12 protein-coding genes are annotated in these 15389 nt (G+C 43.8%); 3 read left to right on the forward strand and 9 right to left on the reverse strand.

Annotation, left to right across the window (positions count from 1 at the left end; all coding sequences use genetic code 11):
• Positions 1–24: 24 nt before the first annotated feature.
• A complete protein-coding gene (locus SPEA_RS17995; protein ID WP_012156630.1) occupies positions 25–810 on the reverse strand; it encodes an AraC family transcriptional regulator in 786 nt (261 codons plus the stop codon).
• 100 nt (positions 811–910) lie between these two features.
• Here SPEA_RS17995 and SPEA_RS18000 point away from each other — a divergent pair, with 100 nt between their 5' ends.
• Positions 911–2161 carry an MFS transporter gene (locus tag SPEA_RS18000; protein ID WP_012156631.1) on the forward strand — a complete coding sequence of 417 codons (1251 nt, stop codon included), beginning with the start codon at positions 911–913 and terminating at the stop codon, positions 2159–2161.
• Between the two features lie 74 nt (positions 2162–2235).
• On the opposite strand, the gene SPEA_RS18005 is transcribed toward SPEA_RS18000, so the two are convergent.
• Entirely contained in the window at positions 2236–3294 is a 1059-nt protein-coding gene (locus tag SPEA_RS18005; RefSeq protein WP_012156632.1) for a DUF2955 domain-containing protein, read from the reverse strand.
• A gap of 52 nt (positions 3295–3346) precedes the next feature.
• The gene (locus SPEA_RS18010; protein ID WP_012156633.1) at positions 3347–4414 is read right to left on the reverse strand and encodes an HlyD family secretion protein; all 1068 of its coding nucleotides are present in this window, start codon (positions 4412–4414) and stop codon (positions 3347–3349) included.
• A gap of 100 nt (positions 4415–4514) precedes the next feature.
• Between SPEA_RS18010 and SPEA_RS18015 the strand changes: the two genes are divergently transcribed.
• Complete coding sequence (locus tag SPEA_RS18015) at positions 4515–5381, forward strand: LysR family transcriptional regulator (RefSeq protein WP_012156634.1); 867 nt, start codon at positions 4515–4517, stop codon at positions 5379–5381.
• Between the two features lie 75 nt (positions 5382–5456).
• Here the strand turns inward: SPEA_RS18015 and SPEA_RS18020 are convergent, their stop codons facing one another.
• The 4 genes from SPEA_RS18020 to SPEA_RS18035 all read right to left on the reverse strand — a co-directional run bounded on the left by SPEA_RS18020 (position 5457) and on the right by SPEA_RS18035 (position 11947).
• Positions 5457–5921, reverse strand: a complete 465-nt coding sequence (locus tag SPEA_RS18020) for a GNAT family N-acetyltransferase (protein ID WP_012156635.1) — start codon at positions 5919–5921, stop codon at positions 5457–5459.
• A gap of 124 nt (positions 5922–6045) precedes the next feature.
• Positions 6046–8880 (reverse strand): TonB-dependent receptor domain-containing protein, encoded by a 2835-nt coding sequence (locus SPEA_RS18025; RefSeq protein ID WP_012156636.1) that lies wholly within the window; start codon positions 8878–8880, stop codon positions 6046–6048.
• Positions 8881–9232: 352 nt separating this feature from the next.
• Positions 9233–10615, reverse strand: a complete 1383-nt coding sequence (locus SPEA_RS18030; RefSeq protein ID WP_012156637.1) for a Na+/H+ antiporter NhaC family protein — start codon at positions 10613–10615, stop codon at positions 9233–9235.
• A 369-nt stretch (positions 10616–10984) separates the two neighbouring features.
• Positions 10985–11947 carry a hypothetical protein gene (locus SPEA_RS18035; RefSeq protein ID WP_012156638.1) on the reverse strand — a complete coding sequence of 321 codons (963 nt, stop codon included), beginning with the start codon at positions 11945–11947 and terminating at the stop codon, positions 10985–10987.
• A 256-nt stretch (positions 11948–12203) separates the two neighbouring features.
• Between SPEA_RS18035 and SPEA_RS18040 the strand changes: the two genes are divergently transcribed.
• Positions 12204–13274, forward strand: coding sequence for a permease (locus SPEA_RS18040; RefSeq protein WP_012156639.1), 1071 nt, complete (start codon positions 12204–12206; stop codon positions 13272–13274).
• Positions 13275–13338: 64 nt separating this feature from the next.
• On the opposite strand, the gene SPEA_RS18045 is transcribed toward SPEA_RS18040, so the two are convergent.
• Together SPEA_RS18045 and SPEA_RS18050 are read right to left on the reverse strand one after the other, a co-directional pair.
• Positions 13339–14250 carry a LysR family transcriptional regulator gene (locus tag SPEA_RS18045; RefSeq protein ID WP_012156640.1) on the reverse strand — a complete coding sequence of 304 codons (912 nt, stop codon included), beginning with the start codon at positions 14248–14250 and terminating at the stop codon, positions 13339–13341.
• Between the two features lie 98 nt (positions 14251–14348).
• Positions 14349–15296, reverse strand: coding sequence for a LysR family transcriptional regulator (locus tag SPEA_RS18050; RefSeq protein ID WP_012156641.1), 948 nt, complete (start codon positions 15294–15296; stop codon positions 14349–14351).
• Between the last annotated feature and the right edge of the window lie 93 nt (positions 15297–15389).

A 15389-nucleotide genomic window follows, 5' to 3' on the forward strand; every position in this document is an offset into this window, starting at 1 on the left:
TAGCGGATTGAAATTAATCGTTTATCACTCTTTATACTTAATATATTGTTTCGGCGATTGACCTAAGGTTTTCTTAAAAAAAGTAATAAAGGCACTTACCGATTCATAGCCTAACTCTTCTGCAATACGTTGCACTGAATCCCCTGAGGCCAATTTTTGCAAGGCTAAAACAATATGTAATTGCCCGCGCCAGCGACCAAAGGTCATGCCTATTTCACTCTTAACTAATCTCGCTAGCGTACGCTCACTCATTGCAAACTCACACGCCCATTGCGCTACCGTACGTCTATCTTGGGGGGCTTCGATTAATGCGTTAGCAATAGATTTTAGCCTAGGCTCTGCTGGGATAGGAAAGTCATAATGCTGTGTTGGCATAATACGCAGTTGGTCGATAAGCACACCGACCAGATTATCTGTGGCACTACCTTGCTGATAAGCCTGTTCCTGCGCCGTTAAGTGCACGATTAGCTCTCTTATCAAAGGCGTCATTGACAAGGTGCAGCTCTGAACGGGCATGCCTTCAACATCAGGGTCAACAAATAGCATGCATACATTGGCATTTTTAGAGATCTGATTACTGTGAGGTACCTGGCTTGGGATCCACACCGCACAATTTGGCGGGACCATCCAGATAGCATCATCAATTTTACATTTCACAAAACCATTCAATGCCAATACCAATTGGCACTTTCTATGCTGATGAAACGGCGTCTCTGCATCTTCCTTATCACCAACGAGTCCCAATGCTACCACTCGCTGAGGGTAATGATCGGAATCAAATTCCGGTAATGATGGCGAGTTGAACTTCATAGGATGACCGTTTTTAGCAATATAGAGTCACTATAGCCCAATACTGCAATCAATTAGAAGCGTAAGCTAGCGAACTTTCATGACTTTAAAGGAGCCTATTGTGACGTTATCGCATCCTTCTCGTTTTGCCAGCAGTGCATTCTTGCTACTTGGCGTACTCTTAATCGCTATCAGCTTACGCAGCCCAATCACTGGCGTAGGACCGCTACTCGATGCCATTAGAGCCGAATTACACCTGTCTGCAACACAGGCCGGAATGCTAACAACATTACCATTATTAGCCTTTGCTTTTTTCTCACCTGTAGCCTCTAAAATCGGTGCAAAACGCGGCCTAGAACAGGGGCTAATGCTGTCGTTACTATTTATCCTTACTGGTCTAGTGGTACGTTCACTCGGTTCTACCAGCGCGCTATTTATCGGCACTGTGGTCATTGGTGCGGGAATCGCCTTCGCAAACGTACTACTGCCAAGCTTAATGAAACGTGACTTCCCGACTCGAATAACCACCATGACCTCCATGTATGTATTGATGATGGGGGCAGGATCAGCCATGAGTGCCAGTCTAGCCATTCCATTGACTGAGATGGCTAATCAATTGTCGATAACTGTGATCCCAAGTTGGGCATTTGCCTTAGGGGCTCTCGTGATATTCCCATTAATTGCGATTATAGTTTGGTTACCACAAATGCGTAATCACACCGCGCCAAGTCAAGATACCCAAGCATTCGATAGTCACAGTTATCTGTGGCGTAATGCTAGCGCCTGGCAGATCACGCTGTTTTTGGCGCTCAATTCCTTCTTGATGTATATCTTTATCAGCTGGTTGCCGACAATATTGGTAGACAGTGGCTTTAGCCATCATGAAGCAGGTGTGATCCACGGTGTGCTACAGCTATTTACAGCGGTACCCGCCTTAGTTTTAATTCCGTTTATGAATAAGTTTAACGATAAACGCCTGCTCAGCTTGAGCCTAACTTTGATGGCATTGATAGGCATTATAGGGCTAATCGTTAAACCTGAGTTTGCCATGATTTGGGGAATGCTATTTGGCTTTGGGGCTGGTGGTGGATTTATTGTGGCGCTAGCCTTAATAAGCCTTCGAACCACTAGTGCACAGCAAGCGGCCACATTATCGGGCATGGCACAATTCTTAGGTTACTTACTCGCTGCTACGGGCCCAATGATAATTGGCGAGTTACATGAGCTGACTGCTAACTGGCAGATACCGCTTATGCTCTGCGCTTTCTGCGCTGTGCTATGGAGTGTGTTCTCGGTTTTTGCGGCAAAGGATGAGCTCATCACCCCCTCAGAACATGATACCCCTGCCCCATTGGTCGAAAACCTCTCATAACATAAAGCTAGTCCGGGAGTCTTCGCTCCTAGAACTTGGCTGTTACGCCTTAAACTAATTGGTATTATTTACGCCTAAATCACCTGCGCTGGCGCTTTAGGCTTTATCAGCCGCACTAACAAATGATGTACGACCCAAATCATTAGCGAGGTAACCACTACTGCTACCACAATAGAACTAAAGCGATAACAGATAGAGAAGAAAGCATCTTGCTGCTCAGGCACAAAAGCGGTAGTCAGCGGTACAGTCAATGCAGACATCGCCGAGAAACCGATACCCGCTTTAATGCCGCCGATAGCCAGCCAGCGACAAAAAATAGCCGCAGCAATTGCGTAGCCGAGTACAAACAGCAACAGGTTATTAGCCAGACTGTATAGGGTTAGCTGCAGGAGCATCCCGGCTAAGCAACCAAGAAATGTACCTATAATACGAATTTTAGCCACCGCCATCGAGCCTATCAAGGTCATGGGAGCCAACACAATCAAAATTGAGGCTTGAGCCGATAAGGAGTCATTAAGAGTGGCTACCTGAAACAAGATAAATGCTGCCATTGCAATAATCCAACCCAGCGCCGCTTGCCTCACCATGCCCAGATGATCTTTCCGCTGATTATCAATATGACTACTCGCCTGATTGGTGTTGCCTAAGCTAGATAGCGGCAGCTTAATACTAGGCTCAGGGAACAAGTAAAAGGCCAGCGCAACAACCGGGGCAGTCAGCAGAGACGAAGCGATTAACCCCATCACAAAGTCTTCTAAATCGAAGCCTTGGTAGCTGGCATAGTTAAGTAGAATAGAGCCTATCAAGAGCCCAATGTAACCAAAGAGATAACTGCTCTTATGTGTCATCGCGATACACTTAAACATCAGCATAATTGCCACCGCAATCGCCATTAACAGTGGCGTTGACTGAAAGAAACCGACAATAAAACTGACCTGTATGCTGACCCAAGTGACGCCCACAATAAGCTGCACTATGATGCCACTATTCCACTTATCAATTTGGGTGAGCACAAACATGGGTAACAGCGCCGCAAACATACCGTTTGACCAGCCAAATACTAAGGAGGTGGCCAGCCCAAATACACAACCAAACCAGATCCGTTGGGTTTTTCTCAAAGTCTCGAATTGCAAAATGTAGCCTCTGGTCGTCAGCAAAGTTAATAACGAATGTTAATAACTAATGTTAATAAATGAAGTGAAGCCAACTCACGATCTTAATTTGAGTCTTGGCTAACAAGCTCCAAAAGGCATTATCATCTGGATAGATCACCACACTCGCACGAGAGCCAACAAATAGCGGATTAGGTAATGCACTTGGGCTGCTCAGGTTAATCCGCACTCGCTGGGCATCCCGCACCCAACGATTATTAGTCTCAACCTGAGTCAATTGGCCGTTAGGGCTTTGCTGAGCCGCCGCCACCCCAAAGTCACGGCTCTGCACATTTAAAGCAAATACCCGCCCCGGAAAGGCATCAAATGCAACCAGCCCACGTGAGTGACTGTTTATTCGAGCGACTGCTTTTTCACGAAAGTCTGCGGCAACCCAGAGTGAGTCTGTAGGAATAAAAGTCAGTAACGGCATATTGGCATTGGCAATGCTCCCTACCTCCAATTGCAAGTTGGTAACCACGCCATCACTCGGTGCAACCACTTGAGTATGGGAAAGATCTAGCTTCGCCTGTTTAAGTGCATTTAGAGCTGAACGGACACCACTACTCTGCCCAGGTTGACTACCAAGCTGCACGGTTAATGCCCGCAGCTCCTGCTGAGCAGCGCGTAGATTAGCTCCAGATGCATTATTATTTGCTAGAGCGTTATCTAACATAGACACCGAGACTAGCTTTTGCTTCGCCAGCTGACTGATCCGTCGATACTCACTTCTGGCATTATCAAAAGCGGCTTGATTAGTGGCGACTTTTGCCTCAGCCACCTCCACTTTGGCGTACATAGCCTCCTCCTGTTCATGGGCCTGCTCTAGCGCCAACAGGGCTTTCTCCAACGCAAGCTGATACTTACGCGCATCGATACGAAATAGCTTATCTCCCTTGGTTAACTTCTGATTATTGTACACCTGAACCTCAGTGACGCTTCCTGTGACTTCCGGGGCAATTTGGATCACGTAACCTTGCACTCGGCTCTCTGTAGTGAGTGGTGCATAGCGGTCGGCAATAACGATATAGCCAATCAAAATGATGAAGATAACAAGCAAGCTTTGCATCCAACGACGAAAAGCATGTTCTGCGGTTTGCATGAATGAGTCCAAGGTCTATCTGAGGGGCGACTATTATAGATATTGCTAATTAGATTAAATAGAATGACAAATAGCACACTTGAGACCTATAGGTAGGACAATGAATATTAGCTTAGATGATCTACATCTGTTTGTATTAACCGTGCAACATGGTGGAATTAGCGCTGCGGCAAAGCAACATTCGCTCCAACGCTCGAAAGTGAGTCGGCGCCTGCAGGAGTTAGAAAAAACCTTAGGTTGCCAGCTACTTATTCGCACGACTCGTCAAATTGAGTTAACCGAGAATGGCCGGTTGCTTTATCAGCAGGTCAGTCAGCCGCTAACCGAGGTCACCCAAGCCGCCAAACTCCTTAGCAATCAGCAGAAATCATTGCAAGGTGTGTTACGCGTCGCGGTCCCAGCAGCGCTTATCACCTCCAATATGTTTAGCCTATTAATCGATAAATACCTAGGCCAGTTTCCCGATGTCTTGTTAGAGGTACTACACTGTCAGGAGAGCGTCGATCTCAAACGAGAGAATATCGATATCCAAATCTTACCCGACGGAGTGAAAGTGCAAAATGAAGATTATGTACAACAAACCCTGCTGCGTTTTCCCAGTAGTTTAGTCGCATCAAAGGAATACCTTCAAAGCCACCAGCCCATTACAGAGTTAAGTGAGTTAGTCGCTCACCCATTAATGGTCAGTCGCTATAACCAAGCCTCTTTACCCGATACCCTAACCCTTAGGCTCTGCTCTGATGATCTGCGCTTAATTCAGCATATGGCGACAACGGGCAAAGGCATTGCGCTGCTGCCAAGTATTTTACTTAAAGACGCCCTTAAATCCGGTGAGTTAACCGCAATATTGGTCAACGAAAAACTACCTGAAATCAAACTGACGCTTATCTACCCTTCAAAGCAGTTTTTACCGGAAAAGACCCGAGCGCTAATCACACTGCTTAGAGATACTTTTAAACTCACTTAAAAAGCAAGAAACTTAAACCACAAGCGCTTTGCGGCTAAACGCTGTTAGACCAAGTACTGTTCAACTGAGCGCTATTTAATTAAGAACTTTAGACATAGGCACGCAAGCGAGCTCGAAACCCAGAGGGTGTATCCAAGTACTTGGTGCACTGGCCACATAACCTAAACTTTGGTAGAAACCTTGAGCATTCAAAGAGGAAGAGAGTGATAGCTTGTTAAGCCCAGAAGCAAGGGCTTGTCGCTCAAGCTCAATAGTCAGAGCTTTACCGACGCCTTTACCTACACTTTGCGGTGCAACAAACAGAGACTCAAGACTCGCGGTCTCCACATCGATAAAACCAAAGCCGAGTAGTTTGCCATCTTGTTCAAATACCAGCGCCTTAAGCTTTAGCAGTATCTGGTCGAACTCTTGTGGCATAGGCGAGTTAGCCCACTTGCTGGTGATTTCAGCGGAGTAATCAGGTACACATGAGGTTAAGATTGCCTCGGTCCGCAACTGCCACACTTTGCCTGTATCTGATTTTTTAGCGAAACGTATCATAAATGATCCTTTCTTAATTTAACGGCCCACTTTAGATAATAAAAAAGCCAGTAGCGATAAGCTACTGGCTTTTATCAATATCAATGTTCATTAGAACACGATATGACTCACTAATTATTTAATATTAAAGCTTATAGTTTGCACCTAGGAAGAATGCACGACCCGTGGTGTCATAGTACCCTGCGCCATCGTAAACATATGGGTTACGTGGTGGCTCAATATCAAAGGCATTCAAGACACCGAAGCGTAAAGATAGATCATCATTAAAGGCATAAGAACCAGTGAAGTCCCAAACTGTATGCGATGGAATATCGTTATAGTTGTTGTTCTCTGGCTTCCAGTCGTTGCTAGCAACGGCTGAATGACGGTAGTTCGATCTTGCTTCTAAACTTAGTGCGTCATACTTCCAGCCTAAGCTAAACATCGCCTTCCAACGTGGATCTGTGTACTCACCCACATCAACTTGTAAGTCTTCAGCAAAGCCTGTTGGGTTGGTTTGCCATTGCTCTAAGTAAGTAGCAATAACATGAACGCGGAAGTCACCAAAGCTATCAGTTGGAATATCGTACTGACCTTCGATATCTAGACCTTTCACATCAAACGATGCTGAGTTTACAGGGCTCTGTACGAAATCGACGATATCTCCTGATACTGGATCACGAGTAAATCGATCACAATAGACATTATCTAATGACTCAGAGTCATAGCAATAACGTACGGCTGTATCGACACCTATGTATTGAATCGCATCAGAGATCTCAAATGCCCAGTAATCAACTGTGATAGAGAATCCATCTAGGTAGCTAGGGGTATAAACTGCACCAACAGTGTAATCGTTTGAAGTCTCAGCTTTTAGGTCTGGATTACCTGCATTGCTTCCAGGATGGTTACTCAAGTACCAAGAATCTGATGGGTTCCAACCTTCTGGCAAGCCTGATGCTTGACAGTTTTTCTTACGGTTGTCATTTGGACCTAGTTCAACGTTGATCTTGTCACACACATCGGTGAAGCTTTCGAATGTCTGGCCTGCAGGACTAAATAGCTCACCAATATTTGGCGCTCGAACTGACTTTGAACGCGTTGCACGTAGACGAAGATCTTCGATTGGCGCCCAGTTTAGGCCGACCTTCCAAGCATCATCTTGACCCGCTGTGCTGTAATCCATCCAGCGATAAGCTAAGTCTAGAGCTAAATCGTGGGCAAGGAACATATCAGAAAGTAATGGAACATTAAATTCAGCTGCAAATTCAGTAACATCATACTCACCCTTCATAGGGTTAGCGCTGTTACCAAAAATAGTACCATCGATTAGCGCTTGATCTGGATTTGTTTCAGACTCTTCTTTACGGTAGTCGGCACTGAATGCCGCACTGACATAACCTGCAGGCAGATCAAACAGTGCACCACTAACCACTAAACCAGCACTTGTTTGTGTTGTCTTAGCCGTTTGGCCAGCACTAGTGCCAACCCAGTCGATTGACTCTTGACTTGCTTGGTTTACACCAAGTAAGTTCATTGGTACACATCCTGCTGCACGTGCATCTGTATCACGACAAACGATTTCACCGTCAACTAAGATGGCATCTTTTGCTTGCTCATAACGCTCATCCCAGATCTGGCCTTTCCATAATGTGGTTTCTTTTAACTGACCACGTTGAGCATGGAAAGAGTAATCCCAGTCATCGCTAATTGAACCTTCAAGCCCGACTAAGAAACGCATTGTCTCACGGTCTTGGTTATAAGTACGGTTACCAAACTCACCATCGATACGATAAAGATTGAAGTATTCCATATCTGTATCAGCCATTAGGTCCTGCGTTTCTTGTGGAAGAAAAGCATTATCAGCCATAATCGGATTCCAAGTATGGAATACCGGCGTGCTCTCACCGTTAGATGTGTAATCTACATAAGTAATTTCAGTGAAAACCTTATGGTTATCATTAATCTCGAAATCAGTATTTAAGGTAAATACCATACGCTCTAACGGCGTACGCACTAAACCGTAATCAACTGGATCATAACCTTCACAGCTTGGGCCACAATAGTTGCCGTTAGTACCTGGACCTGGGATTAGGCCTTCACCATAATCAAACTCTCTCATGGCACCATCTGAGCCGAAGGTATATTGGCCGCCGTCACCAGCAAAGAAAGTACCCGCCTCGTTGATCCAAGACAGTGGCTTTCGACCCTCATAAGGAATACGTGCAGGCGCACCTTCTGAAGTATCAGGGTTATAAATACTTGTGACAGGATTATCTAAGAAGTCTCTATCGGTATTGCGCAACTCTTGCTGCTCTGCATAGGTAAAGTTAAATACAGTCGACAATTTATCATCTAAGAAGTTACCACCCGCCGTTAACGAGAACTGACTCTCTTCACCACCGCTTTGCTCAGGCTGAATATAAGACGCGTCAAGTTCAACACCCTGAACATCGGTTCGAGTGATAATGTTAATAACACCTGCAATCGCATCAGAACCATATACCGCTGATGCACCACCAGTAATCACTTCAATTCGAGAAACCATTGCCGTTGGAATAGTGTTCAAGTCAACAGCAGAGTCACCATTAGAGCCCGCAACAAAACGGCGACCGTTGACCAAAACTAGCGTACGGTCGGTACCTAAGCCACGTAGGTTTGTTTGGTTTAGACCGTTAGCAAAAATAGTGTTGTTAGAAGTCTCTGGAGAGATACCAACTGTTGATGATGGAAGTTTATTCAAGATATCAGCCACGTTAGTGATACCCATATCCATCATATCTGCACCTGTGATTACAGTTACAGGAGTTGGAGATAGTTCACCGATTCGCTTAATTTTCGAGCCTGTCACCTCGATTCTTTCAATACCATCGCCCTCTTGCTCTTCAGCATAGGCTCCGGCACTTGTCATTAATGCTGCACTTGTCGTTGCTAAAAGCGCGACCTTTACTGCTTTAGATAAACGGCTTATTGACGTCATATTTAACATTCCCTTTGTTAATTGCGAACTCAATTGATTCAAATTTGTTGAGTTTTCTAATTTTTAAGCCAAGGTTGCTACCCTTAGCTAAGCAACAAAATTACAGGTTTGTTACCCTGCGTCAATACTTTGTCGTATTTTTGTTAACTAAAGCCGTGTAAAGTTAAATTTGCTAACAAATGTGTAAGCACTATCGCCTAACAAATACTCTATCCATGAAATAAATTAATTGTTAAATATTGATAAAAAATCAGACACTATAAGGTTTCTGTAGATAAAAAAGGCTGCACAAAAAGTGCAGCCTTTTTAAATGGCAAGTAACTAGTTACTTCTACAACTAATCTAGTAAGACTTATGCCATTAGTAAGAAACCAACAAAGGTTAAACCAGCTGCAATCAGTGCATAAGGCAGCTGAGTCACTGCGTGACTGACTAAGTTACAGCCCGAGCCTTGCGCCGCGAGCACTGTGGAGTCTGAATAGAAACACGCTTGACTGCCAAATGATGATGCCGACAGTAACGCGCCAATCACTAATGGAATATTTGCATCAACCGATTGAGCCAATGGCATCACGATTGGGATAGACACGGCGAAAATCCCCCAGCTAGAGCCGGTCGCAAATGCCAAAATCGACATACTTAAGAACACCACTGCGGGTAGCAATTGCGGTGTCATAAACGGGCTTAAGCTCTCTATCACATACTGTGGCAACATTAGTTTGTCGCACACGTCTTTAAAAATAAACGCCGCGATTACCGTACCTATTGCTGGCAGCATATTCTTAAAGCCATCAATCATCTGCTCCATCATCTCTGATAATGGCATCAGCTTTTGCAGCCCATAATAAGGCAAGGTGACCGCTAATGTGGCAATCAAACCTTTTAATACATCGATGTCAAAATAAACGGTAAAGCCAACTAACAATAAAATTGGTACAAAGAAATTATGCAGCTTACCGCTATCATCGGCGTGCTTAAACTCATCCTCAATGGCTTTTAGTGCATATTCATCAGAGGTTTGTACTTCATCTAAATCCATCTGCTTAATCGCAGGTTCGCCTTGAGCGGCAGCCAATTGCGCTTTTTTCATCGGCCCAAACGCTGGTACTATGCCTAAGATAACCAACAATACCATCGCCACAGCAAGCCATGCGTACAACATATAAGGAATCGCTTGCATATAAACTGCGACACCTTGACCTTCAGCAGCAATACCGTTATCGACTAGCAAACCACCAAAAAATACCGCCCATGTTGATAATGGCACAAGCACGCAAACAGGTGCAGCAGTTGAGTCGACCACATAAGCTAACATCTCACGCGAGACTTTAAACTTATCGGTTACGCGCTTCATGGTTGAACCAACCGTTAGCGCATTGAGGTAATCATCAATAAAGATAATCACACCTAAAATAAAGGTCATAAACAGTGATGACTTTTGTCCATTCGCAAACTTTAGCGCATAACGACCGAACGCCATCGATCCACCTGTACGCACAAGTAGAGCAATCAAGGCACCGAAGCCGCCACAGACTAAAATTAACCAACCGATCGTTTCATCGGCCATAACGGACAAAGACGTATCAGCAAAATTAGTCAATAGATTCTCTGGCTCATACATAGCCAAACCAACTAATGCACCGATAATCAAAGAGAGAATTGGGCGGCGTAGCACAATCGCTAACACCAAAACCACCACTGGTGGGATAAGACTTAAGGCTGTCGGTTCAGACATGCGCTAAGGTCCTTATAATGAAGTGCCAAAATGGCAATTAATCACCAAACTCAAACAATTATTTGTCGAGTCTAATTGCTGCTCTACTGTTGAGATACCTGCCGATATCTTGAATTTTACGGGCAATTTTTGAGGGCCCTAGTAAAAACATCGGCAGCAAAATAATCCCCATTGGCCCCTGAGTCAATCATAAATATCCTCTTTTACTGAATTTTTATAACACCACAAAATGAAAAAGTCGCAAACAGCTGAATTCAGTGGATTTAATAAAATGAAATTCAATAACAAATAAGATTTATTTTAAGCGAAGAAGAGTAAAAAACAGACCAACAATGGCGGTAATTTATTCAGAGTGCGTAAACTATGTTATTAATTCTCTTCCGATTTAGAAATAAACACCCGATTGAGATCATTATTCCATAATTGAATAATCTTGCGGGTTTTCGCTTTATTCCAAAAGCACTTGCCGAACAAGATAATCGCTGCGCCTTCAAAGTCTCGACGCTCATTCAAACCGAATCGTTGCTTTAATGGCTCGGCTATCTTATCGATAGGAATACCAACCTCTTTAGTATCGGCAGGATTGAGCCATAGCTGTTCTTTGTCGATATGAGATACCGTGCCCCAATACATCCGCGGTGAACCGTTTTCGGTGGGTTCAGCATCGGCAAAGTTGACGAACAAATTCTTGGCTCGCCAGCGATACTTATCATCTGTGTATACCCAAAGATCAGACTCTGCCAACTCACTACCGCGCATCAGGCTATTTAGTAACTTCTCTAAGCCCTCTTTCGCGATACGTTTGCTTGGCGTAGCTTGTTGCGCATCGCTTCGAGCGTTCGCTTCATGCCCAGATAGGGCAGCAGACTCCGAAGTTAATTGAGATGTTGATTGAGAAACTGATTGAGAAGCTGAGGCCGATTTAGCTTTCTGGCTAATATCTTCGTTAGCGGACTCATGCTTGCCGAGTTCATTCTTAGCTAGTTCACTCTTGATTAGCCTAGCCTTACTTTGACTTGGCTGGCGACTAAAGTCGATGATCATTGCATCACTATCGACCAGTAACTGATTGACCTCAATAGCATGCAGCTCTTCACGCTCTTTTGCCGCCGATGGCTTGAATTCGCGGCAATCGGCATTATGGTAACGAGAGCCAAAACAAGCCGCCTTACCGTCTTTAGAGGCTTTACGATAATAGGCCTTGCCAGCACAAGCTGGGCACACCAATGCTTGACGATACTTCTCGATATCGAGATCACTGAGTTTTTGAAACTTAAAAACAGAATAAGTGACAGGGTTCGAATCATCGAATAAACATATGGCGTCAAGCATGCTAACTCTCTCAATTACATTATTTTTTCATCATAGTGAATATCGTTACTGGCGACAAGCTACCCCGAACTAACCAAAGTGCCATCTATGTTATTGCGTATTCACCCCGATTATCATTCTCACAGTCATTTTCATGGCCATTTCCATGTTAATCGAAATAATGGTTGACTATTTTATGAATCGGACTATTATCTCTGCAAATTCGTTATTTCGATAAAACCAGAAATAACAAACAAAGCTTATTAAGGTAAATATTATGACTCCTGAAATCATGGCAATGGCCAAAGATACTGCCGGCATGTTTCTATTTCTCGCGGCTGAATTAACTCTGCTGTTTCTAGCGATTAGTTATATTGTCGGCATACTACAAGAATACATTCCGCCTGAAAAAATCCAGTCGATTCTGAGTTCGAAGAAAGGCAAAGGCTATATTATTGCGGCCCTACTCGGCGCTATAACACCATTCTGCTCATGCTCAACGATTCCTTTCTTGAAAGGCTTATTAAGAGCTAAAGCAGGCTTCGGCCCTATGATGGTATTCCTGTTCTCTAGCCCGCTATTGAACCCAATTATCATAGGCCTGTTTATCGTGACCTTCGGTTTTAAAGTGGCACTGTTTTACTTCGCCGTTGCTATGGTTGTTTCAGTCACTGCGGGTTATGTGCTGGAGAAACTAGGATTTGAGCGTTACGTTAAGCCTGAAGCTTATGAAGCAGCTGATAGCGCTAGTTGTGGTACTAGCTGTGGCGATAGTGCAAAAGTAGAAGCGAAAGCTGAAACGAGTTGCTGCACTGCGCCAAATAAAGAAGTGGCTCCAATTGCGAACACAAGCTGCTGCTCAGCTCCTGCCGAACCAGTTAGCTGCTGTGGTACAGCAACAAGCACTTGTGGCTCAACAGCAGTCGTAAAGGAAGACAGCCGTTGGATGCGTGTATGGCGAGCAACCTGGAAAGACTTTAAACAAGTTCTGCCTTACTTAATGCTGGGTATTTTGCTTGGATCATTTATCTATGGCTTTATACCAACAGATCTAATCGCTAAATATGCGGGTGAAGGCACCTGGTATGCGATCCCGATTGCAGCTGTAATTGGTATCCCACTGTACATTCGTGCAGAAGCGGTTATCCCATTAAGCTCAGCGTTAGTGGCTAAAGGTATGGCGTTAGGTTCAGTTATGGCACTGATTATTGGTAGTGCGGGCGCAAGTTTAACGGAAGTGATCTTGCTGAAATCTATCTTTAAGAATCAGATGATTGCCGCATTCTTAGCTGTCATCTTAGGTATGGCGATTACTGCAGGTTATCTATACACAGTTCTTTTTGCCTAAGTCTATAGTATCTCCTAACAACTAGCTTGCGAACATGCTTAATGCTCGCAAGCTCCCTTAACACTTATTTGAATTTACTATTAACACAGTCAATCACACACTGCTGTAACCACTCATCCAACGGATTACGACGCGACTTATTAGCATAGATTAATGCAAAGTCTGACGATGGCTGTTCTAGCTCAGGGTCAATATCAATGATTCTAAAGCGATCAGATAATGTTTTGGCTAATAACTTCGAGCAGGGTAATAACATATCGGTCAGCTCTAAACTGCTTAAGATAATATTCATTTTGCTACTTGATAGCTGCACTCTTGGCTTATAACCCAATTTTTTTAACGCTTCAACGGTAAAGTTTTTTGTTTCGTTCCAGCCCGGGACAATATGTGAGGCTAATGGATATTTCGGGAAGTCTTCAGCACCTATCACCTCCTTTTGGAATGGATGATCTTTACGGCAGAGTACAACGAAGTCATCACTGCCTAACTTCTCTTGGATTAGCTGCTTTGTCAGCTCTAATGGAAAATAGTTAATCGCCAGTTGAATTTCACCGTTAATAATTTTATCCGATGTACTCTCCTCCCAATTAGCCATGTAAATTTCCATATTAGGTGCTTTTTCGGTTAACGCTTTAATTAGCGGAGGCACTAGCCAATGAGCAATAAAGCCATTCACTGCAATTGTGACTTTACCACTATAAAACTGAGGCTCGAACTCCTCCTTAACATTAAGCGCTTCAAATAATTGATCCATGGCTTCAGGTAAACGTGAACCAATAACCAGCGCCTTCGAGGTGGGCTCGAGACCGTGAGCGCTTCTTACAAACAACTCATCACCAAAATAATCTCTTAAACGCCTGAGAGCACGACTCACCGCGGGCTGGCTTAAATGTAATATTTCAGCAGCCTTGCGAGTATTTTTTACTTCGATGAGTACACGAAAAACTTTTAATAGATTGAGATCAAGTTGGCTCATAAGTCTGTAATATCAAGAGAAAAGTGGCATCTACCTTCATTTGATATTAGATGGATAGCAATACAAAAGATACCCGAAGCCTAAACTCATCTAACGAGTTAAACGGTAACGAGCTCCGACTGCTGTCGAGTTGGCATGTTTTTTTGAGGATGACAATTCAATAGAAATTCAATAAAACCAGTAGTAACAGGACTTAGGCTTTTTGACTTAAGGTAAACAATGCTAAAGCAACTTGTTAGCTTTACCATATCCGATACAGGCAAACTCACCAGCCTTCCCTCGGCTAGCTCTTTTCGCACAGCGATCTCAGGCGTAATGGCCACCATATTGCAATTTAGAAGTGACTCTTTAATTGGATAAAATTGATCAAACTTAACTAAGCCACCAAAGTCATGACGATCTTTATCAAACAGATCACCAAACTGTGTCTGTACACTTGAAGGCATGGCGCGAGGAATGGCCAGAGGATATTCTCTTAAATCATCAAGCATTAACACTTTACTCATCATCAGGGGATGATCGGCCCTCACACAAAAAATAATATCGTACTCGGGTAAAGGTAAGGTCGCGAGCTCATCTCGCTTATCAAAATCAGTTGCTTTAGTCTCAGCAACAAACATAGATAATCCACCACCGATTAAGCGTTCATAGAGCTCTGCGGGTGACTCAACAATTAATTCAACGTTAATATGTGGATAGAGTCGAATAAAGTTTCCAATAGCCGCTCCTAGCAATGCATTTGAGGGAATCGGACTTGAACCAATCAAGATGTCACCTGCATCAAGGCCATTGAGTGAACGAATATCTCTGTACAAGAGATCCACATCATCGATAATTTTTTGCCCCTGCCTTACCACCAGCTCCCCAAACTCAGTTAACGAAACTGATTTGGAGTTACGCTCCAATAATTTAACACCTAGGCGCTCTTCCATCTTTTGAATGCTGCGAGACAATGAAGGTTGAGCCAAGTTAAGCTGCACTGCAGCACGATTAAAATGTTTAAGCTTTGCTAGAACTAAAAAGTGCTTTAAATGCCTCAACTCCAATGAAAACTCTCCTTACTTATCCGTTTACTTTCTGACCTGTTATCTTAATCTGTTCAGCTTCTGCTGGATAATGACTCTCTGGTATTCAAGAAA

This window comes from Shewanella pealeana ATCC 700345 (genome assembly GCF_000018285.1).
GTDB lineage: Bacteria > Pseudomonadota > Gammaproteobacteria > Enterobacterales > Shewanellaceae > Shewanella > Shewanella pealeana.

Coding starts and splice junctions, on each gene's coding strand:
- SPEA_RS17995 (WP_012156630.1), bottom strand. CDS start 810: ATGAAGTTCAACTCGCCATCATTACCGGAATTTGATTCCGATCATTAC.
- SPEA_RS18010 (WP_012156633.1), bottom strand. CDS start 4,414: ATGCAAACCGCAGAACATGCTTTTCGTCGTTGGATGCAAAGCTTGCTT.
- SPEA_RS18015 (WP_012156634.1), top strand. CDS start 4,515: ATGAATATTAGCTTAGATGATCTACATCTGTTTGTATTAACCGTGCAA.
- SPEA_RS18020 (WP_012156635.1), bottom strand. CDS start 5,921: ATGATACGTTTCGCTAAAAAATCAGATACAGGCAAAGTGTGGCAGTTG.
- SPEA_RS18025 (WP_012156636.1), bottom strand. CDS start 8,880: ATGACGTCAATAAGCCGTTTATCTAAAGCAGTAAAGGTCGCGCTTTTA.
- SPEA_RS18030 (WP_012156637.1), bottom strand. CDS start 10,615: ATGTCTGAACCGACAGCCTTAAGTCTTATCCCACCAGTGGTGGTTTTG.
- SPEA_RS18035 (WP_012156638.1), bottom strand. CDS start 11,947: ATGCTTGACGCCATATGTTTATTCGATGATTCGAACCCTGTCACTTAT.
- SPEA_RS18040 (WP_012156639.1), top strand. CDS start 12,204: ATGACTCCTGAAATCATGGCAATGGCCAAAGATACTGCCGGCATGTTT.
- SPEA_RS18045 (WP_012156640.1), bottom strand. CDS start 14,250: ATGAGCCAACTTGATCTCAATCTATTAAAAGTTTTTCGTGTACTCATC.